Raw genomic sequence first — 24,164 nt, 5'->3', positions numbered from 1 at the left:
ATGCCTCACTAATTATGACTAGAATAAGAGATACCTTACTTTATCGCAAAAGTTATCTCAGCGGAAACAGCCTTCTTGCCGTTTACAGAAGCAAGTGCCTTTCCAACGCCGATAGGACCCTTGACTTTGATTATCTCCACCTCGATATCCAGCTTATCACCAGGCACTACCTGCTGACGGAACTTACAGTTGTTTATGCCGCCGAACAGACCTATCTTGCCCTTGTTCTCAGGAAGTGAAAGCAGTGCAACTGCACCTGCCTGCGCACACATCTCTACCATAAGTACACCTGGGGTAACAGGATAGTTCGGGAAATGTCCCTTGAACCAAAAATCCTCAGCCTTTATATACTTTGTAGCCTTTACACGCTTGCCCACTTCAAGCTCGTTTACCTCGTCGATAAGCAGAAAAGGGTCACGGTGAGGGATTATTTCCATGATCTGCTCTTTATTCAAAACAACTGCCATTGTCTTTCCTCCAAATCAGTTTAGTCAAGTATCATTATGGTCTGATCGAACTCAACAGCGTCACCGCTGTTTACGCATATCTCTCTTACCACGCCGTCAAATTCGCTCTGTACTTCGCTCATTACCTTCATGGACTCGATAATGAAGATAGTGTCGCCCTTCTTTATCTTGTCGCCAACGCTTACGAACGGCTTTGAATCAGGTGACGGAGCGGCATAGAATGTTCCCACGATAGGGGCTTTAACTGCCTTGCCGCCTGTTACCGGCGCTGATGTTGCCGACGCTTCTGGTGCTGTCTGGGCAGCAGGTAAAGCTGTGCCTACAGCCATTGGCATAGGCATTCCCATTGGTGCAGGAGGAGGGCATTTCTTGCCCTTTACTGTTATCACCTTGTCGCCGTCAGCTATTGTTATCTCACCGAGGTCTTTATTCTTCACGATATCGGCAAGCTTCTCTATTGTTTCAAGGTCAAACTGACCATAAATTTTTTCGCTCATATCAGTTTCTCCTTATCAGTCGCACTTCTTGATACAGATAGTAGCGTTATGTCCGCCAAAGCCCAGAGAGTTTGAAAGTGCTGCATAGACAGGCATTTCTCTGTTGCCCTCAACGCAGTAGTCAAGGTCGCACTCAGGGTCAGGAGTGGTGTAGTTTATTGTTTTATGAACAAAGTCGTTCTGTACAGAAAGTGCAGTAACGATAGCTTCCATGCCGCCTGCCGCACCAAGAAGGTGACCTGTCATAGACTTTGTGGAGTTTATGACCGTCTTTCTTGCGGCTTCTTCGCCAAGAGCAAGCTTGATAGCTGTTGTTTCATACTTATCGTTAAGACCTGTTGATGTGCCATGAGCGTTGATGTAGTTCACCTGCTCAGGCTTCAGACCTGCTTCTTCATAGGCATACTTCATTGCATGAGCGGCAGCCTCACCTGTTGGTGATGGGCTTGTCATGTGATAAGCGTCGCCTGTTGCGCCATAGCCTGCTATTTCAGCTATGATATTTGCACCTCTTGCTTTAGCGTGCTCATACTCCTCAAGGCAAAGTATGCCTGCACCCTCGCCAAGGACAAAGCCCTGTCTGTTCAGGTCGAATGGAGTTGAAGCCTTGTCAAGCTCTGTTGCCTTTGAGAGAGCCTTCATATTGTTGAAGCCGCTGAGTGCAAAATGAGAGATACAAGCCTCTGAGCCACCGCAAAGGCAAACGTCAAGATAGCCGTCCTTTATTTTTCTGAAAGCTTCGCCGATAGCGTGAGTACCTGAAGCGCAAGCTGTGGTGGTACAGAAATTATCGCCCTTAAAGCCTGTATGCATTGCAACAGTACCAGCCGCCATATTGCCTATCATCATAGGGATAAAGAATACGGACACCTTATCAGGCTTTTCGTTGAACTTTGTGACTTCCTTTTCGGTCATGTTAAGACCGCCGATACCAACGCCGATTATAACGCCTGCTTTAAAAGGATCAACGTCCTTGAAATCAGTGCCGGCCATGGCAAGAGCCTGCTTTGCAGAGCACACAGCGAACTGAGTAAATCTATCCATTCTCTTTGCCTCTTTTTTGTCTATATACTCTGTGCAGTCAAAATCCTTGACAGCTCCGACTATCTTTACAGGGAAATTCTCGGTATCGAACTGGTCAACATATGAAAGACCGTTCTTGTTAGCCTTGATGTTCTCCCAAAACTCTTCTACGTTCTTTCCAAGAGGGTTTACTGTACCCATACCTGTGATAACAACTCTTCTCATTTAAACACTCCTTAGTATCATTTAAAACATATCAAATCTACATTCCGTAAAACAAATTTACATGGCGTAAGATGTCCGTCACGGTGAGTGACTACATCATAAGTCCGCCGCTTATTTCTATTACCTGTCCTGTAACGTAGCTTGCGTCCTTGGAAGCAAGGAAGGATACAACGCCTGCTATCTCGTCAACTTCGCCGTAACGCTTCATTGCTATCTGATTTATCATAGCCTGCTTCTGAGCGTCTGTAAGCTTGTCTGTCATAGGGGTCTTGATAAATCCAGGGGCTACAGCGTTGCAGGTGATACCTCTTGAACCAAGCTCCTTTGCAACTGTCTTTGTCATGCCGACGATAGCCGCCTTTGTTGCGGAATAATTTATCTGTCCAGGGTTGCCGTAAAGTCCTGCAACGGAAGCAAGATTTATTATCTTGCCTGACTTCTGTCGCATCATAACGCTGCCCACAAATTTTGACATATTGAACACGCTCTTCTGGTTTACAGCAACTACCATATCGTACTGCTCCTCGCTCATACGAGCCATAAGACCGTCACGAGTGATTCCTGCGTTGTTTACGAGAACGTCAATAGTGCCGAAACGAGCCTTTACTGCCTTGACTGTTTCCTCTACCTGTGCATAGCTTGAAACGTCGCAGATGAACTTTTCACACTCTACGCCCTCTGCCTTTATCTTATCCATTATATCGTTATCTTCAAACATTGCCTCAGAGATGTCATTGAGAGCAATATTATAGCCGTCCTTTGCAAGTCTGAGTGCTATTGCTGCACCTATTCCTCTTGCAGAACCTGTTATCAATGCTGTTGCCATTTTATCTTCCTCCGTCTTTTACTTGCCGAGAAGCTTTTCTGCTTCTGTGAACATTTCCTCTATCATATCCTTTGCAGGCTCGACCTTCTTTACCATGCCTGCGATAGCTCCACAAAGGAAAGAACCCTCCTCAAGGTTGCCGTCCTGAACGGCTTTTCTCAGCGAACCGAGGGTTATCTCCTCGAACTCCTCAGGTGTGATTGTGCCGTTTGCTTCGCCGCTTGCAAGCTTCTTTGAGAACTTTGTTTTAACGTTTCTGCATGGGTGACCTGTATATCTGCCTGTTACGATACTGTCTGTATCCTTAGCCTTTACAACAAGCTCCTTATAAACAGGGTTTATCTGACACTCCTCTGCGGCAAGGAAACGTGTGCCGAGCTGTACGCCCTCTGCGCCAAGCATGAATGAAGCGGCTATTCCTCTTCCGTCTGCTATTCCGCCTGCGGCGATAACAGGTATCTCAACTGCGTCAACTACCTGTGGTACAAGACACATGGTTGTGTTCTCACCGATATGTCCACCTGACTCTGTTCCCTCTGCGATAACAGCGTCAGCGCCTGCTCTTTCCATTCTCTTTGCAAGAGCAACTGACGGAACGACAGGTATCACCTTTATGCCTGCTTCTTTCCATGCAGCCATATACTTGCCTGGGTTGCCTGCACCTGTTGTTACGACAGGTACGCCCTCGTCTATAACGAGCTGAGCGAGGTCGTCGGCATTAGGGCTCATGAGCATGATATTAACACCAAAAGGCTTGCCGTTTACAGCCGCCTTTGTCTGTCTTATCTGATCTCTCAGGTAGTCGATAGGTGCAGAGCCGCCTGCGATTATGCCAAGTCCGCCTGCGTTTGAAACTGCGGAAGCGAGAGTATGCTCAGCTATCCAAGCCATACCGCCCTGAAAGATAGGGTATTTTATACCCAAAAGTTCAGTTATTCTTGTCTTTGTAGTAGTCATAGTAGTTCTCCTTATTGTCAAAAGCAAATTTTATGCCATAATACATAATAACAATTTATTATGTACCGAATATAAACTGTATATTGATTATCAATACTCGAAAACAGCCGCACCATAAGTAAGTCCACCGCCGAAGCCTACAAGACAAATCTTGTCGCCTCTTTTTATCCTGCCTTCTGCAACTGCGTCGCAAAATGCGATAGGGATAGATGCGGAAGATGTGTTGCCGTAGCGGTCGATATATACCGGGAACTTGTCCATTGAAACGCCAAGGTGCTTTGCGGCAGTTTCGATTATTCTTATATTTGCCTGATGCGGCACTATCCAATCAAGGTCATCAGGGGAAATTTCGATCTTTGCACAAGCCTGCTCAACTGCATTTGGAAGTGCCTTTGTGGCAAACTTATAGACCTCTTTGCCGTCCTGCTTGAAGAAATAATCCTTTGTTTCAGGCATATCCATATCAAATTCCTCGCTATTAGTTCTGAAAGCGTTCTCAGACTTCAAAGCACGGGAAGCAAGATACTTTGCACCGTTTCCGTCTGCGCCAAGGAAGCTTGAATATGTAGTATCCTCTGCTGTTTCAAGGACGAAAGCGGCTGCGCCGTCACCGAAAAGCACGCAGGAAGAACGGTCGGTATAGTCAACGAATTTTGAAAGCTCCTCAGAAGCCACCAAGAGAACGGTCTTTATTCCATCTCCTGTCTGGAGATATCTCTTTGCGGTATCAAAGCCGTAAACAAAGCCTGCACAAGCAGCGTTAAGGTCAAATGCGATACAGCCTATCGCGCCTATCTCTCTCTGGATAAGGCAGGAAAGTGACGGAGTGAAATAATCCCCTGTTACTGTTGTGGCAATAATAAGGTCGATATCCTCTGCCTTTACTCCTGCGTCAGCCATTGCAGCCTTTGCCGCCATTGCTCCAAGATAGTATGTAGGCTCGCCATTTGTGATGTGTCTTTGCTTGATGCCTGTTCTCTGAGTTATCCACTCGTCGCTTGTTTCAACGATCTTTGTGAAATCCTCGTTTGTTGCGACCATTTCAGGCACATATTTGCCTATGCCCTTGATCTTTACGCCTGTTACTTTACTTCCCACTGATTTTTCCTCCTGAAAATTCTATATTATATATTGTATATTTCCGCAATTTGTGCTATAATGTTCTTGTTCCTATGGAGCAAATCAAAATATATTATATCAAAATATAATTAGTTAATTTTTTAACTATATAACACATATCATAACATTATAATTATAAACTGTTTTTTTAGATACGTCAATAACAAATTATGAACAACTCTTGATGAATTTAAACATTTAGAGAATTTTTCACAAGTTTTAGGGCGTTAGTTAATATTATGTGTCTATTCTTGAAAATATCTTGCAAAAATTAAATCATAAAACAATAATTCAGTGGAGATAACTTTCAGAAATTTACAGATATGAGATAAGGCGGCTTTGATATTATCAGGCGGCTATGTATAAATTTAACCACAAAGGAGTAAAATTTTATGTCAAAAAATATTTTTTTGTTTTCAGGTCAAGGCTCACAGTATGTAGGAATGGCTAAGGAGCTTTGCGAAAAGTATGATGCTGCAAATGCGGTTTTCGACACAGCGGAAAAGGTGCTGGGATATGACCTGAGAGCGGTAACATTTGACGGCCCTGACACTGAGCTTAACAAGACAGTGAACTCACAGCCTGCTATAATGGCTTGCTCGCTTGCCGCTTTTGAAGCCGCAAAGGCTGAGGGCATCACATTTGACGGGGTAGCAGGTCACTCACTGGGCGAATATGCTGCTATGGTAGCCGCAGGTGTTGTAACTATTGAGGACGGCTTCAAGCTCATCAAGGCGAGAGCGGCAGCTATGCAGAAAGCTGCAGAGGCTAACAGCGGTTCAATGTATGCTATAATCGGTCTGCCTGCTGAAGAGGTCGAGAAGATATGCGAGGAAACAGAGGGATATGTTGTTCCTGTAAACTACAACTCAGCCGTTCAGACAGTTATCGCTGGTGATACTGCGGCTTGCGAGGCGGCTGCGGCAAAGTTTGCGGAGATGAAGAAAAAGGCTATAAAGCTCAATGTTGCTTCCGCTTTCCACTCAAAGCTCATGCAGAGTGCGGCTGATGAATTTATCGAAACTGCAAAGACAGTTGAGTTCAAGACTGCAAACGTTGATTTCTACTCAAACGTTCTTGGAACAAAGCTTGAGGATTTCTCAGATATGCCCGATATGCTTGCCAAGCACATCGTTTCACCCGTTAAGTTCACTTCTGAGCTTGCAGAAATGGAAAAGGCAGGCTATGAGAACTTTATCGAGCTTGGTCCTAACAAGGTGCTTACGGGTCTTGTAAAGAAAACTCTCAAGGGCAAGAACGCTGTGAACATTGAGAACAATGCCACAATGGAAAAGGCTCTTGCTTCTCTGAGCTAAAATATCGAGGGGAGAAAAATGAAAAAGGCTATGAAAAGGGCTTTGCTGTTGGCATTGACGGTGGCAATGCTTGTTTGTCTGAGTGCCTGTGGAAAATGTGCGTGGGAGATAAAGATAAACGGCAAGGATATACAGATACCATGCACTCTGGACGATATTGGCGAGGAATATGAATACACGCTGGATTATCCTTTTTCGGGAAACTCAAACGGCAAGGGGATATTCTCGGTGGCGCTTATGCAGGACGGCAGTATAATAGGCACTGTTAAGGTAGAAGCGGACAGTGTTGACAATATTGACAGGAAGTCGAAGATACGTCAGATAAGTGCGGCGCAAAGCAGTTCCGATAAAAAGGGAATGAGCATTGCAGGGGTAAAATGCGGTGATGACAAGACGGAAGTCAAAAAAGTTTTCGGCGAGCCTGACAGTCCTGACGCAGACGCATGGAAATACAAGAAGAGGGGCTTTTTGGCGACTTTCTTTTTTGATGATGACGGCAAGGTGACAATGCTGAGCATATCAGACATTGATGATGAAGATACCTGATAAAAGGCGGTGTATAAAATGAAACGCAATGACTACATATCATGGGACGAATATTTTATGGGCATTTCACTGCTATCTGCACAGAGGAGCAAGGATTCTCACACGCAGGTAGGGGCGTGCATAGTTTCTCAGGACAACAAGATATTGTCAGTAGGCTACAACGGTATGCCTACCGGGTGTTCTGATGATGAGATGCCGTGGGACAGGAACGGAGAGTTTCTTGACACAAAATATCCATTTGTGTGTCATGCCGAGCTTAACGCCATTCTCAACCATGCGGCAGGAAGCCTACAGAATGCCAAGATATATGTTTCACTTTTTCCATGCAACGAATGTGCAAAGGCTATCATTCAAAGCGGCATAAAGGAAGTCGTTTACTGGGAGGACAAATACGCCGACACTGACGGAGTTAAGGCTTCTAAGAAAATGTTTGAGCTGACGGGGGTAAAGATACGCAGGTATGTGCCTACTAATAGGGAGATAACTATAAGGCTGTAAAAGGCAATTATCCTGCCGAAACAGTTTCAGGCGACAATGCGGGCGAACACTGTTCGCCCCTACTGTACATTGTGCGGTTATTAAGGTTTGTGCAATAAATTGCAAGTTGCCCCTACAGATATACATTATTAATATGCGGAAATTTTTTATAAAGAAGGAATGTAAAATGTCAAGAAAATACGCTATACTTGGAGAAACGCTTAAACACACTATGTCGCCTCCTATACACGCTAGACTTTTTGAACTGAAAAACCGTGAATACGAGTACGAGATACTTGAAGTAAAGCCTGAGGAACTTAAAGACAAGGCGGAGTATCTTAATTCTCTTAACGGCTACAACATCACTATTCCACACAAGATAGGCATTATCGACTACACTGATGAGCTTGACCAGTCGGCAAAGCGTTATCACTCAGTGAACTGCGTTGACAACAAAAACGGCAGGCACGTTGGCTACAACACTGACTGTGACGGCTTTCTCAGAACTGTTCGTGCAATGAATATCGACTTCACAGGAAAGATACTGCTTATAGGCTGCGGCGGAGTAGGCAGAATGATGGCAATTGAGGCGGCTCTTGCCGGGGCTGACCTTTACATTGCGGTACTGGAGAGCGATATGCCTTTGGCTAAGCAGGTAGAGAAAGAGATAAAGGCTATGAAGTCTGACGCTAGGATAACTATTGTTCTAAACACTGAGATACCGACCGACGTTCACTACGAGCTGCTTATGAACGCTTGCCCTGTGGGAATGTATCCTAAGACAAACGCCTGCCCTGTTCCTGATGAAGTAATCGAGGCGAGCGGTGCGGTATTTGACGTTATATACAACCCTCGTGAGACTTTGCTCATGCAGAAAGCCAAGGCTATGGGCAAGAACGCTGTCGGAGGCATGGCAATGCTTGTTTGGCAGGCGGTTTCCGCTCACGAGATATGGGACGGCGACGAATACACAGACGAGGAAGTTCAGTCTATCATAGACGAAATGGAGATCGCTGTGGAGAAGGATTTTAAGTAAAATACATTATAATAAGGATAGTAAATATGAGACCAATTTTTTTGTGCGGCTTTATGGGCTGCGGAAAATCTACTGTGGGAAAGATCTTGGCGAAAAAAATGGGCTGTCAGTGCGTTGACCTTGACAAGTATATCGAAAATACGGCAGGAATGAGCATACCTGAAATATTCGACAAATACGGTGAGGAGCATTTCAGGAAGCTTGAAACCGAGGCTCTTGCAGCATTTGCTGACATTGGCGGCGTTGTTGCAACAGGCGGCGGAGCATTGCTTTCGGAGGAGAACGGCAAGGTGGCTAAAAGATCGGGCATGGTGGTCTTTATTGACACATATTTCAACACCTGCTACGGACGCATAAAAAACGACCCTAACAGACCTATCGCTTACAACTCCACCAGAGAACAGCTTTTAGAGCGGTTTGATTATCGAAGACCTTTATATCTTGCCCACTCACACTATGTCATAAGCGGTGGTTATCCGCCTATCGTCATCGCTTCTAAGATACAAAAGCTTTACAAGAGATTTGATTTCGGGCAGGGCTGATTTAGCTCTTCCCTGCAGGGGCGACCTTCATGCCCACTGTTTTCGGACTTATCGCAAACCATGCGAGCCTTAAGCTCATGCCCGTTTATCTTGCATTTTTCTTCATACTTCTGCTTGTGATGATATCAAAAACGGAAAAGCTTTGTCATAATAAATAGTACGGCTTGTGCAAACAGTACCAAATTATTTGTATTTTGGATAATCAAAAATAGCTATTTATAACGAATAATCCAAAAAGTCTGCAAGCACTGATAAAAAATGTTGAAAATCCTACCGACATGTTGTATACTTATGATATGAAGACGTTATATTAAACTGCCATATGACAGAAGGGAGCTGCAAATGGACATACAGAAAACCGTGCTTGTCGTTGACGACAGCACAACGAACCGATCTATACTTTGCGACATACTACATTCTGACTATACTGTGATCCAAGCAGAAAATGGCATACAGGCTCTTACAAAGCTAAAAAGACAGGATAAAAAAGTTGACGCTATAATACTGGATATCATAATGCCCGAAATGGACGGATATGAGTTCATGAATAAAATAAAGCAGAATAAAACCTTATCTCAGATACCTGTTATTATTCTAACAGAAAAATCAGACAGAGACACTGAAAAGAAGGTGCTTGAAAGCGGTGCGTGGGACTTTGTTCCAAAGCCTTATGACGCTGAGATTATAAAGCTAAGGCTCAAAAACGTTATCGCAAGAAGTCAGGTATCGCTGCTCAAAGAGCTTAATAACGTTATGAACTACGACCTTCTTACGGAGATATATTCAAAGAATAAATTTTTCAGTGCATCAAAGGCACTTCTTAAGGCTAATCCTGACAAGCAGTTCGCTTTTCTAAGACTAGATATCGACCGTTTCAAGCTTATAAATTCATTTTTCGGCACTGCGTATGGAGACAGACTGCTAAAGCGTGTTGCAAAACGTATAAGAGATTTTGCAAAAACAACGGAATGCTGTACCTTCGGTAGGATAGACGCTGACGTTTTCGGTATCTTCACCCCTTATCAGGGCAAGGAAGAAACAGTAAAGCAGATAGAGCAGGCTGTTGAAGACATGAAAAAACTGTCCGCAAGCTATAACATCATGATCGTTTACGGCGTTTATGTGGTGACTGACAGAAGCCTGCCAATATCCTTCATGTGCGACCGTGCCGCTCTTGCCGCTAAAACTGTAAAAGGGCATTATATGAAAAGCTATGCTTTTTATGATGACAAAATGCGGCTTTCTCTCGAAAATGAGCAGAATATAATAAATGAAATGAGCGACGCTCTTGAAAACCACGAGTTTGTGCCTTACTATCAGCCTAAGTATGATGTAAAGACAAACAAGCCTGTGGGTGCGGAGGCTCTTGCAAGGTGGATACACCCTACCAAGGGATTTATCTCACCTGGTGTGTTTATCCCTATATTTGAGAAAAACGGCTTTATCTCAAAGCTTGATTTCTACATATGGGAATGCGTATGCAAACAGCTCAAGGAATGGAAAGACAAGGGAGTACCGCTTTTTCCTGTGTCTGTAAACGTTTCAAGGGTAAACCTTTACAACCCTAATCTTTCAAAAATAATAATCGAACTTACGAAAAAGTATGACGTTGACCCTAAGTATTTCAACATCGAGATAACGGAGAGCGTTTATACTGACGACAATGTAATGATAGATGATATAACTAGTCAGCTCAGAAATAATGGCTTTACTATCCTCATGGACGATTTTGGCAGCGGCTATTCTTCCCTGAACGTACTCAAAGATGTTCAGGTGGATATGCTAAAAATGGACATGATGTTCATGTTCAAGGCAAAGTATGACGGCCGTGCAGAAACTATAATTTCTTCTGTTATCAGAATGGCCAAATGGCTCAATATCCCTGTTATAGCGGAAGGCGTTGACAGAGCGGAGCAGGTAGAATTTCTGAAAAGCGTAGGCTGTGACTACATTCAGGGTTTCTATTATTCAAAGCCTTTGCCTGCGGCAGACTATGAAAAGCTTATTTCAGATCAGGAGGAACAGCCTGTGCCTGAGAACAGGACGTCAGTAAACGACTTGCTGTGGGGCAAGGGCGGAGGATTGCTGACATATATCGACAGCATCGACCAGCCTGCTACGATATATGAATGTTTTCCGAATGGCACAGTGGTAATGGTATGTTCAAACAAGGCGTTTTCACAAAAATACGGCTATGGCAGCAGTATTTACGGCAAACTCAATGTTAAGAACTGCATTGACAGCGAATGCAAAGAGAAATTCACAAGCTCTGTAAACAAGGCAATAGAGAGCAAGGACAGAGCAGAATGTGTTCTCAGTATGCACGAGATAAACGGCAAGAAGCACTGGTTCAAGACGCATTTACGATTTGTCAGCGAAATGGGTGTAAGCTCTGTACTTATAGCGTATTTCACGGACGTGACCGACATGGTGTTGACGGATAAACGCATAAACGACTATAAGAACTATATCCAAGATGAAATAGACCGAAAGCACAAGATCCTTATCGTCAGCAACAACAGCGACGCACGCTGTCAGCTAGAAGAGATACTTTCTCAGGAAAATACTGTTTTCACTGCAGAAACCATTCAGGCAGGAAAAAAGCTTCTTCTTAACGAGGATATCGACCTTATTTATTTTGACATACAGCTTATTTCCAAGGACGACGAATTTCCTCTTGACATTGATGAGAGAAGACTCCCCGTTATTGCTATAACCCAGGCTCACGGCGTACTTAAAGGCATGACAAAATTGAAGAACAGAGTTTCCGACTTTGTTATGAAGCCGTATATAGATGAGCTGGTACGCCTGAGAACGACCAATCTTATAAAGATCAATATTTCAGGCAGTGCAAACGAAAAATATTTCAGCCGAACTAAATGATTTGAAAAGTCCTCTGAGATAAACGGAGGACTTTTTTCTCTTGTTAAGCAGTCAGCTTTATTGACAAAATATACACTATCTGATATTATATAGGTATGAATGCTGAAAGCGAGGGAGAAAAAATGTATCTTGACAAGTGGCGTGTGGCAATAAGAAATTTGAAAAATTCGCTTTTTTCATATCCAAACACGGCTCAAAGCTGTTTCCCTGACCCTATCACGGACGACACAGTGTTTTACTGCGTTCAAGGTCTTGTATATGGCAGTCAAAAGTTCCCTGACGGAAAATTCATACGCAGTTCTCCTGTGACCTCGGTATACTCTGAGGACGGAAAGCTTTTTGCCAAAACAATAAACAACGTTTATGAGCTTAAAACGCCAAGCGATTATTTTGACTGCGATATTGCTGAAAATGCCGCACAAAAAACAGGAAGCAGTGAGCTTGCTGAAACAGCTAAAATGCAGAGAGAAAAGCTCAGGGCACAGCTTGATAAATTTTTCACGATCTGCCAGAGGCTTTGTGATAATGAACAGGCTGACGTTGCAAATGAGTTACCTGAAGATACTCTTGTTATATGCTATTACGGCACTGACCCACATGGAAACAAGATGTTCTACAAAAATGAAGATATGGTAGTGCCTGTTTTTGCATATGTGACCGTTGGGCTGGTCATTGATTCTGTGGGGCTTGCGGAAAGCGAGGAAAAGCTGGATTTATGGGATACGCTGGGGAGATATTATATCGACAGCGAGCTTATGGAGTTTTATGACTGTGACACGAAAAACCTTATTTTCTGCAATTTGACGAACTCTCCTATATATGTCACAATTTACGAAAGCTCCGCTGCGATGCTCTGTATGCCGAACACGGCTAAGATAGCTTCAAGAAAAGTAAAAGAAAAATAAAACTTTTATCCGTCTGAGATCTCAGGCGGATTTTTTTATTGCACAATATAGAAAAGAACGTTGAAAATTAATAGAATGTTAAACTTTTAACGTGTCATAGCAATTGAATAATCGTCGAAAGTGTAGTATAATTTTCTTATATAGTTGTTTTTTGATGTAAAATAATATATTTAACTATTTTTTGTATCGTGAGGAAAAGATCATGGAAATTTTAAAACAGCGTATTCTTAAGGACGGAGTAGTAAAGGAAGGAAACGTTCTCAAAGTCGATAAATTCCTTAACCACCAAATGGACGTCAAGCTTTTCAACGATATCGGTGAGGAGTTTGCAAAGAGATTTGCAGGAACAGGCGTAAACAAGATACTCACTATCGAGTCATCCGGTATCGGCATTGCCTGCATTGCGGCACAGCATTTTAACAACTGCCCTGTTATTTTTGCAAAGAAAACTCTCAGCAAAAATCTTGACGGCGAAATGTTCGTTACTCAAGTAAAGTCCTACACAAAGGGCGTTACATATGACGTAATGGTATCTGAAAAATATCTCGGCAAGGGTGACAAGGTGCTTATTATAGACGATTTTCTTGCTAACGGCTGTGCGCTTATGGGACTTATAGATATTGTAAAGCAGTCAGGGGCTGAGCTTGCGGGAGCAGGTATCGTTATCGAAAAGGGCTTCCAGGTTGGCGGAAAGACTATCCGTGACATGGGTGTAAAGCTCGAATCTCTTGCTATCGTTGACTCTATGGACAACGGCACTATCACTTTCAGGGACTAACGCACAAGGCGTTACCAATAAATATTTTATGGAGGAAGATCAAACATGAAGGTAAGACGTATTCTTGCGCTCGTTCTTTCTGCGGCTCTTGCTGTAACAGCTCTTACAGCTTGTACATCTGCTAAGGACGAAGCATCACAGAAGTCGGCTGACAAGCAGACGACAACTCTCAGCTATGACACTGTAAAGATCGGTGTTATACACATCGGCAACCCTGCCGACGGTTCAGGCTACACATATGCTCACGATCAGGGTATCGTTGGTATGCAGAAGGAGCTTGGACTTAAAGACGATCAGATCGTAAGAAAGAACAACGTATCAGACAGCGACCCTGCTGCTACAGAAACAGCTATCCGTGAGTGCATCGAGGAAGGCTGCAACATCATCTTCGGCACAAGCTGGGGCTATATGGACAAAATGGAATCCCTCGCTGAGGAATATCCTGACGTTTATTTCTGCCACGGCACAGGCTACAAGAACAACGGCAAGAACCTTAACAACTACTTCGGAAGAATTTATCAGGCAAGATATCTCACCGGTATCGTTGCAGGTATGAAGACAGAGTCAAATCTTATCGGTTACGTTTCCGCTATGGGCAGCGAGAACTCTGAGTGCACAGGCGGTATCGACGCTTTCGCAATGGGCGTTTATTCTGTAAATCCTGACGCTAAGGTTTATGTAAAGGTAACAAACAGCTGGTATTCACCAACAGAGGAAACAAACGCTGCAAAGGCTCTTCTTTCTGAGGGCTGCGACGTTATCGCTCAGCACTGCGACACACCTAACCCACAGCTCGAGGCTGAAAGCGCAGGCAAGTGGGGCGTAGGCTACAACACAGATATGTCTAAGGACGCTCCTAAGGCTACACTTACTTCAACTCTTTGGAACTGGTCTGCATACTACACATATCAGGTAAAGCAGATCGTAGATGGCAACTGGAAGTGTGAGAACTACTACGGCGGCATGGCTGACGGTCTTGTAGACATCGCTCCTCTGAACAAGGATCTCTGCACAGAGGATATGCAGAAGGCTGTTGACGAGGCTAAGGCTAAGCTTGAGGACGGCTCATTCAACGTATTTGACGGCGTTATCGAAACAAACGACGGCAAAACAGTTGGCGAAGAGGGCAAAACTCTTGACGACGCTACTATCACAGGCGGAATCAACTGGTACTTCAAGAACGTTGAGGTCAAGTAATAAGGCTTAACAGCTTAACAAAACATTTATACGGGCGGTGCAGGTTGCCGCCTGTTTTGTTAATGATATGAGCATACGGCAGCAGGTAATTCTGCTGTCGGTTTCTGATGACATTAGCAAATCTAAGGAAGTTCATAAAAAGGAGCTGAAAGTATGAGTGAAGAAATATCTGCTGAGATCGCTGTAAAATGCAGCGGTATAACAAAAGTTTTCGGCAGCGTGGTTGCAAACGACGGCATTGATCTTGAAGTAAAATACGGTGAGATACTTGCACTGCTGGGCGAAAACGGATCAGGAAAGACCACGTTGATGAATATGCTTTCGGGTATCTATCACCCTGACAAGGGCAATATCTACATTGCCGGCAAGCCTGAGGCGATAAATTCACCTATGGATTCTATCGAACTTGGCATAGGCATGATACATCAGCACTTCAAGCTTGTGGAGGTGTTCTCCGCCGCAGACAACATTGTGGCAGGCACAAAGGGCAAGCTTAAAAGCAAGGGTGCTGTAAGAGATGAGATAAAAAAGATATCTGAACAGCTTGGTCTTGAAGTTGACCCTGACAAAAAGGTATACAATATGTCCGTCAGCGAAAAGCAGACAGTTGAGATACTGAAAGTGCTTTACAGGGGTGCTAAAATACTTATTCTTGACGAGCCTACGGCGGTTCTTACTCCGCAGGAAACTGAAAAGCTTTTTAATATCCTGAGAAAAATGAAAGCTCAGGGCTGTGCTATCATTATCATCACCCACAAGTTAGGCGAGGTAATGGATATATCTGACAGAGTGACCATACTGCGAAAGGGCAAGAGCGTTGAAACTGTAAACACAGCAGAGAGCAGTGAAAAGCAGCTCACTGAGCTTATGGTGGGCAAGGCGGTGGAGCTTTCAATAGAAAGACCTGAACCTGTGAACGTAAAGCCGATACTTAACGTAGTCGATCTGACGGTAAAGAACTCTGAGGGAAGCATTGCTCTCGATGACGTAAGCTTTGTTATAAACAGGGGCGAGATACTTGGTGTGGCAGGCATTGCAGGAAGCGGTCAGAAAGAGCTTTGCGAGACTATCGCAGGGCTTCAGAAGATAGAAAAGGGCGCAGTGCTTTACAACAAGGAGAACATCATAGGCAAGACACCTAAGGAAATAATAAATCTCGGCATAAGCATGAGCTTTATCCCTGAGGACAGACTTGGAATGGGTCTTATCGCTTCGGTGGGTATGACGGACAATATGCTTCTTAAAACATACAAGCAGGGCAAACTTTGCTTTGTGGACAGAAAGCCTGCTAAGGAGCTTTCAAAGGAGCTTATAGAAAAGCTTGAAATAAAAACTCCGTCAACGGAGCTTCCTGTAAGAATGCTTTCGGGCGGAAACGTTCAGAAGGTCCTGCTTGGACGAGAGATACACAGTGAGCCTGACCTGCTCATAACCGCATATCCTGTTCGTGGACTTGACATCAACTCATCATATCTTATATACTCGCTTCTTAACGAGCAGAAGAAAAAGAACACGGCTGTGCTTTTCATAGGCGAGGACCTTGACGTTCTTCTGGAGCTTTGCGACAGGATAATGGTGCTTTGTCACGGCAAGATAACAGGTATTTGTGACGCCAAAAAGGTCACAAAGGAACAGGTAGGCATGATGATGACAGGCTCGACAATGGAGGAGGTGCTGGGCATTGGCTGATATTATAAAAAAAGAGCCTCTTATAAGAATAGCCAAGCGTGCTGAACGCTCAAACAAGCAAAAGCTTATCATAAGGCTTCTGTCGGTGCTTCTGGCTATTTGTGCAGGCGGAATATTCATTCTTATTCTTGGCAAAGATCCGTTTTCATACTATGCGAAAATGGTAAAGGGTGCTTTTATCGGCAAGAACGCCGCAAGCCCTTTTATGCCGTTCAAAGAGACAATAAAGATAATGATACCGCTTCTTATATCTTCTCTTGGCATTACGCTTGCGTTTAAGATGAAGTTTTGGAATATCGGTGCAGAGGGTCAGATAATAATGGGCGGAGTTTTCGCTTCATACTTCGCTCTTTATCATTACGATATGCCTCACTATCTGCTTTTCATTGTGATGTTCGTTGCGGCGATGATAGGCGGAGGACTGTACGGCATTATCCCTGCATTTTTCAAGGCAAAATTCGACACAAACGAAACTTTGCTCACCCTTATGCTCAACTATATCGCACTTTATGTTATAGACTGGCTCACAAAGGGCGCATGGCAGGATCCTGAGTCAAAGGGATATCCTAAGATAGCAAGATTTGACCTTAACGCATGGCTTGACTCGCTAGGCGGTGTGCAGATAGGCTGGGTGATAGGTCTGATGCTTGTGGTATTGGTATTTATCTATCTTAAATACACAAAGCAGGGCTACGAGATAACTGTTGTATCAGACAGCCATGCAACTGCAAGATATGCAGGCATAAGCCCTAGCAAGATAATGATAAGAACGATGTTTTTGAGCGGTGCTATCTGCGGTATCGCAGGAATGGTACAGGCTTGCGGAACAGAACACACACTTTCAACATCTGTTGCAGGCGGAGTAGGCTTCACGGCTATCATAGTTGCATGGCTTGCAAACCTCAATCCATTCGGCATACTTGTGGTGTCATTCTTATTCGCAGTCCTTGAAAAGGGCAGCACTGTGGTATCGTCTGAATTTGTTCTTTCACCTTACTGCTCGGACGTTTTGCAGGGAATAATCCTGTTCTTCGTGCTTGGCTGTGAGTTCTTCATCAGATACAGATTTGTAACAAGAGGAGGCAGGAAAAATGACTAGACTTATTTCATTCCTTGCCCATGCGGTATATATGGGTACTCCTCTGCTTTTCGGCACAGTAGGAGAGATACAAAACGAAAAGGCGGGACACCTTAACCTTGGCGTTGAGGGAACAATGGCAATGGGCGCTTGTGCAGGCTTTATGGTAGCATACAAGACAGGAAGCCTTTGGCTTTCCATACTTGCGGCATTTCTTATGGGTGCGCTTGTTTCGCTTATCTATGCTTTTCTTACCATAACAATGATGGCGAACCAAAACGTAACAGGTCTTACACTGACTATATTCGGCACGGGACTTTCAAACTTCATAGGCGAGCAGATGATATCCGCTTCACCTACAGGCAACCTCAAACTGCCTGACGGAGTGATGAGCAGTCTGAAAAACATTGACATACCGCTTCTCAGCAAGATACCTGTTCTTGGAGAGGTGCTTTTCTCACAGAACATTTTCACTTACCTGAGCATTGTTATCGCTGTGATAATGTTTATCTATCTGAAAAAGACTAAGGTGGGTCTTAACCTTAGAACTATCGGTGAAAATCCTGCTGTTGCGGACGCTGTGGGAATAAGCGTTGTGAAATACAAATACATAAACGTTCTTATCGGCGGAGGAATATGCGGAATAGGCGGAGCGTTCTGCTCAATGGTAATAAACGGCGGTGTTTGGATGGCAAACAGCGTGAACGGTCTTGGCTGGATAGCTGTAGCGCTTGTTATCTTCGCTGTATGGAATCCTGCAAGGGCTATTTACGGAGCGTATATTTTCGGTGCATTCATGGTGCTGAAATACTACTTCCCGAAAAACCTCGGCTTCACTGTTCCTGAGTCATTCTTTGATATGCTCCCATATCTTGTAACGGCTCTTGTTCTTATCATCACTTCAGTGAAAAAATCAAGAGAGCGTTCACAGCCACAATCCTGCGGTATAAATTATTTCCGTGAGGAGAGATAGGATATCGAAGCTTGGCATTGTTTTCAAAGTGTAAAATAATTCTCAAGCCCTGAGAAAGCGGGCTGTCGAGGGCGCCAGCCCCTACAATATATTACAGATAATACCTAAAGCAACATATTTAAAAGCTCTGCATTTTGCAGGGCTTTTATTTTGTCCTAGTGACAAAATGCAGAAGGTGTTCATAGCCTAATTACGATACAACAAAAGAAATGGGCGACCAAAGGTCGCCCATACACTTTGTTAGGTTATGATAAACTGTTTTACTTCGCCTTTGCCGAAGCCACAAAAGATTTGAGCTCCTCCTCAGGCATATAGCCGACAGTTGAAGCAACTACCTTGCCATGTTTCACAACAAAAAGGGCAGGTATGCTCGAGATACCGAAAGCGGATGCAAGCTCGTTTTCCTCGTCAACGTTGACCTTACCCACCTTTACAGAACTGTCCTCCTCAGAATACTTATCCACCAGTGGTGAAAGCATTTTGCACGGACCGCACCATGCTGCCCAGAAGTCAAGCAGGACAGGCTTTTCTGAGTGCATTACTTCGTTTTCAAAATTATCCTTTGTTATGACCTTTACAGACATTTTTCACAGCTCCTTTTCTAGTCCTTGCTTTTGTAATATAGCATACAATGGCAGAAGCCTTCAAAATTCGGGTCGGCTATCTGCTCACGGAACTCTTTGCACATACACTTGTTTTCCTCTGTGCGCTGTATCCTGCACGGACAATAGCCACCTGTGCGTTTAAGCCCCTCTTTTATGCTCTTTACCATTTCTTTATCATCATTAAGACGTACCATTACTACCTATCCTTTGCAGATATGCTTAGATTATTCCTTGACAAATGCCTTTACTATCTCGCCGATATACTGATAGTGATAATCCTTGTCAGAATACCATTTCTCATCGTTTTCGGTATCAACAAAGCACTCAGGCTTCATCTCCTGAACATAAGCCTTTTTGCATACAAGCACCATATCAGCTTCCGCAAAAGCTGTTACCTCCACGCCGTTTTCAGACACGAACACAGGGGTCAGACCTGTTTCCTTTGCCTTGTCGCAGTCACGTCCACTATGTGAGCCACAGAATGAAAGTGCCTTTTTATAGTCCTCTTTGAAAAAGCTTATGGTGAAATATTCTGCCTTGTCGATAAATTCCTTTGTATATCTCTGTGGTCTTATAACTGTGGTGAAGGTGTTCTTTCCCCACATAACGCCTGCAAAGCCCCATGAAGCTGTCATTGTGTTCCAGCCACTCTCGTCGCCTGCTGTTACAAGAAACCACTCCTTGCCTATCTTTTTGTATGGATTGAAGTCAAGGGTATCAAGCTTATCTGCCGCTACCTCTTTGAAACCGTTGAAACTGCTCATTTTCATTACCGCCTTTCAGTATTATGTCAGACTTATCATACTTATTGTACACCAATATCGTATAGAAAACGTCTGAGTATATTATATATCATTTCTTATGAAATTGCAACCCCTTGAAAGCCCTGAAATATTGTACAAAAATCGTTAAACAGGGCTTTTTTGTGTTGCTTTTTTTGAAGAATAGTGATATAATTGAATTAAGTATTTGTAAAGCTGTTTTTGTGTTTTTGGTTTAGCTGTTTTATTTTATGCCGTTACAATACTCGATATGTATATCTTTTGAAGATTATACAGAATAAATTGTATATTATCTAAAAATATACATTAAAAAGCCTTGAAATGTGTATAAATATAAAATTTTTATGCAAAAGCACTTGACAATGCTGTATAAAGGTGTATAATAATTTTATCGGCATGAGAGCCGTGAAAATATTATACAAACATACTTACTACAAACAATGGAGGAATTTTGTTATGGCAAAAGAGATCAAAAAAGTTGTCCTTGCTTATTCCGGCGGACTTGATACATCTATCATCATTCCGTGGCTCAAGGAAAACTACAACAACTGCGAAGTAATCGCTGTTTCAGGAAACGTTGGTCAGGGCACAGAGCTTGACGGTCTTGAGGAAAAGGCTATCAAGACAGGCGCTTCTAAGCTCTATATCGAGGACCTTACAGAAGAGTTCATCGAGGATTATGTATATCCAACAGTACAGGCTGGCGCTGTTTATGAAAACCAGTACCTCCTCGGCACTTCATTTGCTCGTCCAATCATTGCAAAGAGAATAGCTGAGATTGCTATCAAAGAGGGTGCTGACGCTATATGCCACGGCTGCACAGGTAAGGGCAACGACCAGGTTAGATTTGAGCTTGCTATCAAGGCTTTCGCTCCTGATATGCAGATAATCGCTCCTTGGAGAATCTGGGATCTTAAGTCAAGAGAGCAGGAGATCGAGTATGCTGAGGCTCACAACATTCCTCTGAAGATAAACAGAGAAACAAACTACTCAAAGGACAAGAACCTTTGGCACCTTTCACACGAAGGTCTGGATCTTGAAGATCCTGCAAACGAGCCACAGTATGAGAAGCCGGGCTTCCTTGAAATGGGCGTTTCACCTATCATGGCTCCTGACAAGCCAACTTATGTAACTATCCACTTTGAAAAGGGTATCCCAACAGCAGTTGACGGCGTTGAGATGAACGGCAAGGAGCTTGTTACAAAGCTTAACGAGCTTGGCGGTGCAAACGGTATCGGTCTTGCTGACCTTGTTGAGAACAGACTCGTAGGCATGAAGTCAAGAGGCGTTTATGAAACTCCAGGCGGAGCTATCCTTTACAAGGCTCATGAAGTTCTTGAAACTATCACACTTGACAAGGAAACTGCAAGAGTTAAGCAGTATCTTTCAATCAAGTTTGCTGACATTGTTTACAATGGTCAGTGGTTCACTCCTCTCCGTGAGGCTATGAGCGCATTTGTTACAGAAACACAGAAGACTGTTACAGGCGATGTTAAGCTCAAGCTTTACAAGGGCAACATGATAAACGCAGGTGTAACATCTCCATATACTCTCTATGATGAAGAAGTTGCTACATTTGATGAGGACAATGTTTACAATCAGGCTGATGCAACAGGATTCATCAACCTCTTCGGTCTGCCTATCAAGGTAAGAGCTAAGCTCGAGCAGAAGAGAAACGCTAAGAAGGACTAATAGCGTTGCTCTGGTCAACAGAGCATAAAGGTGTATAACCTTAAAAAGTTTGTATAATATTTTTCACGGAGGTTTTGATATGTCAGATAACAACAGCATTTTTGAGCCTGCAATAGACAAGAAGGTCGAGATCTCTTATGACAGCCTGCCGAACTCCTCTTTTGAAGACGTAAACCTCGGCGGAGCAAAGTTCTCGAACGTAAATCTTAAGGAAGCCGTTTTCGATGACGTTAATATGGACGAGACACATTTCAACAACGTCAGCATGAAAGAAAGCGACTTTGCAGATATGTATATGGTAAACACAAAGTTCTTGGGCGTAAATCTCAGCAACTCGAGATTTGGCTGCTCTATCATGAACAATGTTGAGTTTAAAAATCCTGATCTTAAGAACTCACAGTTCATTCACTGTGACCTTACAAACGTTGAGATAAACGATTGCAAGATAGACGGTCTGAAGATCAACGGCGTGGATATCCAGAAGCTGCTTGAACAGCACGAAAAGGAAATTTGATCCGCACTTATTGAAATGTATCGGGGCAGGATGATCCTTTGGGGTCATTTTGCCCATACATTTTTTATATTTGATAACTTGAAATAAACATAAAGGACGGTTTTAAAATGGCAGGAAAAATGTGGGCAGGAAGATTTACAAAGGAAGTTGACGAAAGAGTCAATGATTTCAATTCATCTATTTCCTTTGACGCAAGAATGTACCGCTATGATATAGAGGGTTCTATGGCACACGCCACTATGCTTGGCGAGTGCGGTATAATCGAAAAGCACGAAAGCGAAAAAATAGTCCAGGGACTTAAGGGTATTCTTGCGGATATCGACGAGGGCAAATTACAGTTCGACCCTACTGCAGAGGACGTTCATATGTTTGTTGAGGCTGAGCTTACCAAAAGGCTTGGCGACACAGGCAAAAGACTTCACACGGCAAGATCAAGAAACGATCAGGTGGCACTTGACGTGAGAATGATACTCAGAGCCGAAACAAAAGAGATAATCGAGCTTGTGAAAAAGCTTGAACACACTATCCTTGACATTGCAGAGAAAAATCTCACAACTGTTATGCCGGGATATACTCATCTTCAAAGGGCACAGCCTATCACATTTGCTCACCACCTTATGGCGTATGCAAATATGCTTCTGAGAGATATTTCAAGACTTGAGGACAGCTACAAGAGAACAAACATCATGCCTTTGGGAAGCGGTGCTCTTGCATCTACAACTTACCCTATAAACAGACAGAGAGTTTGCGATCTGCTTGAATTTGACGAGATAACACAGAACTCACTTGACGGCGTTTCGGACAGAGATTTCTGCATTGAGCTTTGCTCAGCTATCTCACTGCTTATGATGCACCTTTCAAGATTTTCTGAGGAGATAATCCTTTGGTGCTCATGGGAGTTCAAATTTATCGAGCTTGACGACGCTTATGCAACAGGCTCGTCTATCATGCCACAAAAGAAAAACCCTGATGTTACTGAGCTTATCAGAGGCAAGACAGGCAGAGTTTACGGCGACCTTAACACACTGCTCGTTATGATGAAGGGTCTGCCACTTGCATACAACAAGGATATGCAGGAGGACAAGGAAGCTATCTTTGACGCTATTGACACTGTTAAGCTTTGTCTTAAAACGTTCGACCCGATGCTTGCTACAATGAGAGTTATCCCTGAGAACATGAGAAACGCCGCAGCCAAGGGATTTATAAATGCTACAGACTGCGCTGACTATCTTGTTAAGAAGGGTATGCCTTTCAGGGACGCTTACAAGATAACGGGTACTCTCGTTCACACCTGCATTGAAAAGGGCTGTACACTTGAAACTCTCCCATTGGAGGAGTACAAGAAGCTCACTGACAACTTTGACGAGGACGTTTATGACGCTATCAGCCTTGACACCTGCGTAATGCAGAGAAAAGCGGCAGGCGGTCCTGCGCCTGAGTCTGTAAAAGCTCAGATAGAATATGTCAGAAATAAGCTTTGATAAACACCGCTCCCCTGTTAAGACGGCACTGCTATATCTTGTGCTGTGGGAGCTTGCGACAGTTATAATGTGGCTTTTTACGGCTAAGCTTTTTGTGATATATCCGCTGTTTGCAGTGGGATTTACGGTGGTGTACCCTGTGTGTACATGGTGGGCTTGCTACAGACACGCTAAGAACTACGGCTTGAAATGGTATGTTGCGCCTGTGATGATAGCGGTTTCGGTGATAGAATATATCTTCGTGGAGGAAGCAAGGTCGGTAGTGCCGAACTTTATCGTACTCACTGTGTTGACCGCTGGCTTCGCTGCAGGTCTTGGAAACTGCTTTGCGGATAAGGACGCAATAAACGCCGCAAAGGAAGATAAAAAGCGTAAAAAGCTGAAAAAAGAACCTGAATACAAGAACATTTTGGACGATAATTAAAAGTATGCGGACGGCTAAAGAGCTGTCAGCCAAACGGGCGAACACTGTTCGCCCCTACAAAAGTTTGCATTTGCATGAGCATACAGATTATTGACAGACAAAATCATAAAGTTTTATAAAAGGATATGAAGA

Annotated in this window: 26 protein-coding genes; 17 read left to right on the top strand and 9 right to left on the bottom strand. The window is 43.6% G+C overall.

The features are described 5' to 3' along the window. Positions 1-35: 35 nt before the first annotated feature. The 6 genes from fabZ to OCV57_RS06555 all read right to left on the bottom strand — a co-directional run bounded on the left by fabZ (position 36) and on the right by OCV57_RS06555 (position 5,093). Entirely contained in the window at positions 36-467 is a 432-nt protein-coding gene (gene fabZ / locus OCV57_RS06580; RefSeq protein ID WP_022288125.1) for a 3-hydroxyacyl-ACP dehydratase FabZ, read from the bottom strand. A gap of 20 nt (positions 468-487) precedes the next feature. Next, on the bottom strand, positions 488-964 hold the full coding sequence (gene accB, locus OCV57_RS06575) for an acetyl-CoA carboxylase biotin carboxyl carrier protein (RefSeq protein ID WP_038672426.1): 477 nt from the start codon (positions 962-964) through the stop codon (positions 488-490). A gap of 15 nt (positions 965-979) precedes the next feature. Next, positions 980-2,212 carry a beta-ketoacyl-ACP synthase II gene (fabF, locus tag OCV57_RS06570; protein WP_267300889.1) on the bottom strand — a complete coding sequence of 411 codons (1,233 nt, stop codon included), beginning with the start codon at positions 2,210-2,212 and terminating at the stop codon, positions 980-982. A 91-nt stretch (positions 2,213-2,303) separates the two neighbouring features. Further along, positions 2,304-3,038, bottom strand: a complete 735-nt coding sequence (gene fabG / locus OCV57_RS06565; RefSeq protein ID WP_038672431.1) for a 3-oxoacyl-[acyl-carrier-protein] reductase — start codon at positions 3,036-3,038, stop codon at positions 2,304-2,306. 18 nt (positions 3,039-3,056) lie between these two features. After that, on the bottom strand, positions 3,057-3,995 hold the full coding sequence (fabK, locus tag OCV57_RS06560; protein ID WP_022288129.1) for an enoyl-[acyl-carrier-protein] reductase FabK: 939 nt from the start codon (positions 3,993-3,995) through the stop codon (positions 3,057-3,059). A 90-nt stretch (positions 3,996-4,085) separates the two neighbouring features. After that, a complete protein-coding gene (locus OCV57_RS06555) occupies positions 4,086-5,093 on the bottom strand; it encodes a beta-ketoacyl-ACP synthase III (RefSeq protein ID WP_265290572.1) in 1,008 nt (335 codons plus the stop codon). A 413-nt stretch (positions 5,094-5,506) separates the two neighbouring features. On the opposite strand from OCV57_RS06555, the gene fabD reads away from it, so the two are divergent. From fabD to OCV57_RS06490, 13 genes are all read left to right on the top strand, one after another. Further along, the gene (fabD, locus tag OCV57_RS06550) at positions 5,507-6,430 is read left to right on the top strand and encodes an ACP S-malonyltransferase (protein WP_267300885.1); all 924 of its coding nucleotides are present in this window, start codon (positions 5,507-5,509) and stop codon (positions 6,428-6,430) included. 18 nt (positions 6,431-6,448) lie between these two features. After that, positions 6,449-6,976 (top strand): outer membrane protein assembly factor BamE, encoded by a 528-nt coding sequence (locus OCV57_RS06545; protein WP_267300883.1) that lies wholly within the window; start codon positions 6,449-6,451, stop codon positions 6,974-6,976. Positions 6,977-6,994: 18 nt separating this feature from the next. Beyond that, positions 6,995-7,474, top strand: coding sequence for a deoxycytidylate deaminase (locus OCV57_RS06540; RefSeq protein WP_046439855.1), 480 nt, complete (start codon positions 6,995-6,997; stop codon positions 7,472-7,474). 166 nt (positions 7,475-7,640) lie between these two features. Then, complete coding sequence (locus tag OCV57_RS06535) at positions 7,641-8,489, top strand: shikimate dehydrogenase family protein (RefSeq protein ID WP_267300881.1); 849 nt, start codon at positions 7,641-7,643, stop codon at positions 8,487-8,489. Between the two features lie 26 nt (positions 8,490-8,515). Beyond that, positions 8,516-9,031: a shikimate kinase gene (locus tag OCV57_RS06530; RefSeq protein WP_022288135.1), complete on the top strand. Its 516-nt coding sequence runs from the start codon at positions 8,516-8,518 to the stop codon at positions 9,029-9,031. A gap of 29 nt (positions 9,032-9,060) precedes the next feature. Next, positions 9,061-9,189 carry a hypothetical protein gene (locus OCV57_RS06525; protein ID WP_256321617.1) on the top strand — a complete coding sequence of 43 codons (129 nt, stop codon included), beginning with the start codon at positions 9,061-9,063 and terminating at the stop codon, positions 9,187-9,189. Between the two features lie 184 nt (positions 9,190-9,373). After that, a complete protein-coding gene (locus OCV57_RS06520) occupies positions 9,374-11,914 on the top strand; it encodes an EAL domain-containing protein (RefSeq protein ID WP_267300878.1) in 2,541 nt (846 codons plus the stop codon). Between the two features lie 122 nt (positions 11,915-12,036). Further along, complete coding sequence (locus tag OCV57_RS06515) at positions 12,037-12,819, top strand: hypothetical protein (RefSeq protein ID WP_022288137.1); 783 nt, start codon at positions 12,037-12,039, stop codon at positions 12,817-12,819. Between the two features lie 202 nt (positions 12,820-13,021). Next, positions 13,022-13,597: a xanthine phosphoribosyltransferase gene (locus OCV57_RS06510; RefSeq protein WP_022288138.1), complete on the top strand. Its 576-nt coding sequence runs from the start codon at positions 13,022-13,024 to the stop codon at positions 13,595-13,597. 45 nt (positions 13,598-13,642) lie between these two features. After that, positions 13,643-14,794, top strand: coding sequence for a BMP family ABC transporter substrate-binding protein (locus OCV57_RS06505; RefSeq protein ID WP_117858079.1), 1,152 nt, complete (start codon positions 13,643-13,645; stop codon positions 14,792-14,794). Positions 14,795-14,947: 153 nt separating this feature from the next. Next, on the top strand, positions 14,948-16,483 hold the full coding sequence (locus OCV57_RS06500; protein WP_267300877.1) for an ABC transporter ATP-binding protein: 1,536 nt from the start codon (positions 14,948-14,950) through the stop codon (positions 16,481-16,483). After that, positions 16,476-17,582, top strand: a complete 1,107-nt coding sequence (locus OCV57_RS06495; RefSeq protein WP_267300876.1) for an ABC transporter permease — start codon at positions 16,476-16,478, stop codon at positions 17,580-17,582. Before OCV57_RS06500 ends, OCV57_RS06495 begins: the two co-directional genes overlap by 8 nt. Beyond that, on the top strand, positions 17,575-18,534 hold the full coding sequence (locus OCV57_RS06490; RefSeq protein ID WP_022288142.1) for an ABC transporter permease: 960 nt from the start codon (positions 17,575-17,577) through the stop codon (positions 18,532-18,534). Before OCV57_RS06495 ends, OCV57_RS06490 begins: the two co-directional genes overlap by 8 nt. 260 nt (positions 18,535-18,794) lie before the next feature. On the opposite strand, the gene trxA is transcribed toward OCV57_RS06490, so the two are convergent. The 3 genes from trxA to OCV57_RS06475 are packed head-to-tail and all read right to left on the bottom strand — an operon-like array spanning position 18,795 to position 19,903. Beyond that, complete coding sequence (gene trxA / locus OCV57_RS06485) at positions 18,795-19,118, bottom strand: thioredoxin (RefSeq protein WP_117858087.1); 324 nt, start codon at positions 19,116-19,118, stop codon at positions 18,795-18,797. A gap of 17 nt (positions 19,119-19,135) precedes the next feature. Then, positions 19,136-19,333, bottom strand: coding sequence for a ferredoxin-thioredoxin reductase catalytic domain-containing protein (locus tag OCV57_RS06480; protein ID WP_022288146.1), 198 nt, complete (start codon positions 19,331-19,333; stop codon positions 19,136-19,138). Positions 19,334-19,363: 30 nt separating this feature from the next. Beyond that, a complete protein-coding gene (locus tag OCV57_RS06475; RefSeq protein WP_195221568.1) occupies positions 19,364-19,903 on the bottom strand; it encodes a flavin reductase in 540 nt (179 codons plus the stop codon). A gap of 474 nt (positions 19,904-20,377) precedes the next feature. Here OCV57_RS06475 and OCV57_RS06470 point away from each other — a divergent pair, with 474 nt between their 5' ends. The 4 genes from OCV57_RS06470 to OCV57_RS06455 all read left to right on the top strand — a co-directional run bounded on the left by OCV57_RS06470 (position 20,378) and on the right by OCV57_RS06455 (position 24,032). Then, the gene (locus tag OCV57_RS06470) at positions 20,378-21,613 is read left to right on the top strand and encodes an argininosuccinate synthase (RefSeq protein WP_118059399.1); all 1,236 of its coding nucleotides are present in this window, start codon (positions 20,378-20,380) and stop codon (positions 21,611-21,613) included. A gap of 79 nt (positions 21,614-21,692) precedes the next feature. Beyond that, entirely contained in the window at positions 21,693-22,127 is a 435-nt protein-coding gene (locus OCV57_RS06465; RefSeq protein WP_022288149.1) for a pentapeptide repeat-containing protein, read from the top strand. A gap of 107 nt (positions 22,128-22,234) precedes the next feature. Continuing rightward, positions 22,235-23,608 carry an argininosuccinate lyase gene (argH, locus tag OCV57_RS06460; RefSeq protein ID WP_046439871.1) on the top strand — a complete coding sequence of 458 codons (1,374 nt, stop codon included), beginning with the start codon at positions 22,235-22,237 and terminating at the stop codon, positions 23,606-23,608. After that, entirely contained in the window at positions 23,589-24,032 is a 444-nt protein-coding gene (locus tag OCV57_RS06455; protein WP_046439874.1) for a hypothetical protein, read from the top strand. The genes argH and OCV57_RS06455 overlap by 20 nt, the downstream gene beginning before the upstream one ends. Positions 24,033-24,164: the final 132 nt, after the last annotated feature.

It is taken from the genome of Hominimerdicola aceti, from assembly GCF_025567495.1.
GTDB lineage: Bacteria > Bacillota > Clostridia > Oscillospirales > Ruminococcaceae > Hominimerdicola > Hominimerdicola aceti.
This window is presented reverse-complemented; position numbering and strand designations above follow the sequence as displayed.

What these genes read in the sequence shown, in the direction of transcription:
- fabZ (WP_022288125.1), bottom strand. Translation starts at nt 467, where the DNA reads ATGGCAGTTGTTTTGAATAAAGAGCAGATCATGGAAATAATCCCTCAC.
- accB (WP_038672426.1), bottom strand. Translation starts at nt 964, where the DNA reads ATGAGCGAAAAAATTTATGGTCAGTTTGACCTTGAAACAATAGAGAAG.
- fabF (WP_267300889.1), bottom strand. Translation starts at nt 2,212, where the DNA reads ATGAGAAGAGTTGTTATCACAGGTATGGGTACAGTAAACCCTCTTGGA.
- fabG (WP_038672431.1), bottom strand. Translation starts at nt 3,038, where the DNA reads ATGGCAACAGCATTGATAACAGGTTCTGCAAGAGGAATAGGTGCAGCA.
- fabK (WP_022288129.1), bottom strand. Translation starts at nt 3,995, where the DNA reads ATGACTACTACAAAGACAAGAATAACTGAACTTTTGGGTATAAAATAC.
- fabD (WP_267300885.1), top strand. Translation starts at nt 5,507, where the DNA reads ATGTCAAAAAATATTTTTTTGTTTTCAGGTCAAGGCTCACAGTATGTA.
- OCV57_RS06545 (WP_267300883.1), top strand. Translation starts at nt 6,449, where the DNA reads ATGAAAAAGGCTATGAAAAGGGCTTTGCTGTTGGCATTGACGGTGGCA.
- OCV57_RS06540 (WP_046439855.1), top strand. Translation starts at nt 6,995, where the DNA reads ATGAAACGCAATGACTACATATCATGGGACGAATATTTTATGGGCATT.
- OCV57_RS06535 (WP_267300881.1), top strand. Translation starts at nt 7,641, where the DNA reads ATGTCAAGAAAATACGCTATACTTGGAGAAACGCTTAAACACACTATG.
- OCV57_RS06530 (WP_022288135.1), top strand. Translation starts at nt 8,516, where the DNA reads ATGAGACCAATTTTTTTGTGCGGCTTTATGGGCTGCGGAAAATCTACT.
- OCV57_RS06525 (WP_256321617.1), top strand. Translation starts at nt 9,061, where the DNA reads ATGCCCACTGTTTTCGGACTTATCGCAAACCATGCGAGCCTTAAGCTC.
- OCV57_RS06520 (WP_267300878.1), top strand. Translation starts at nt 9,374, where the DNA reads ATGGACATACAGAAAACCGTGCTTGTCGTTGACGACAGCACAACGAAC.
- OCV57_RS06515 (WP_022288137.1), top strand. Translation starts at nt 12,037, where the DNA reads ATGTATCTTGACAAGTGGCGTGTGGCAATAAGAAATTTGAAAAATTCG.
- OCV57_RS06510 (WP_022288138.1), top strand. Translation starts at nt 13,022, where the DNA reads ATGGAAATTTTAAAACAGCGTATTCTTAAGGACGGAGTAGTAAAGGAA.
- OCV57_RS06505 (WP_117858079.1), top strand. Translation starts at nt 13,643, where the DNA reads ATGAAGGTAAGACGTATTCTTGCGCTCGTTCTTTCTGCGGCTCTTGCT.
- OCV57_RS06500 (WP_267300877.1), top strand. Translation starts at nt 14,948, where the DNA reads ATGAGTGAAGAAATATCTGCTGAGATCGCTGTAAAATGCAGCGGTATA.
- OCV57_RS06490 (WP_022288142.1), top strand. Translation starts at nt 17,575, where the DNA reads ATGACTAGACTTATTTCATTCCTTGCCCATGCGGTATATATGGGTACT.
- trxA (WP_117858087.1), bottom strand. Translation starts at nt 19,118, where the DNA reads ATGTCTGTAAAGGTCATAACAAAGGATAATTTTGAAAACGAAGTAATG.
- OCV57_RS06480 (WP_022288146.1), bottom strand. Translation starts at nt 19,333, where the DNA reads ATGGTACGTCTTAATGATGATAAAGAAATGGTAAAGAGCATAAAAGAG.
- OCV57_RS06475 (WP_195221568.1), bottom strand. Translation starts at nt 19,903, where the DNA reads ATGAGCAGTTTCAACGGTTTCAAAGAGGTAGCGGCAGATAAGCTTGAT.
- OCV57_RS06470 (WP_118059399.1), top strand. Translation starts at nt 20,378, where the DNA reads ATGGCAAAAGAGATCAAAAAAGTTGTCCTTGCTTATTCCGGCGGACTT.
- OCV57_RS06465 (WP_022288149.1), top strand. Translation starts at nt 21,693, where the DNA reads ATGTCAGATAACAACAGCATTTTTGAGCCTGCAATAGACAAGAAGGTC.
- argH (WP_046439871.1), top strand. Translation starts at nt 22,235, where the DNA reads ATGGCAGGAAAAATGTGGGCAGGAAGATTTACAAAGGAAGTTGACGAA.
- OCV57_RS06455 (WP_046439874.1), top strand. Translation starts at nt 23,589, where the DNA reads ATGTCAGAAATAAGCTTTGATAAACACCGCTCCCCTGTTAAGACGGCA.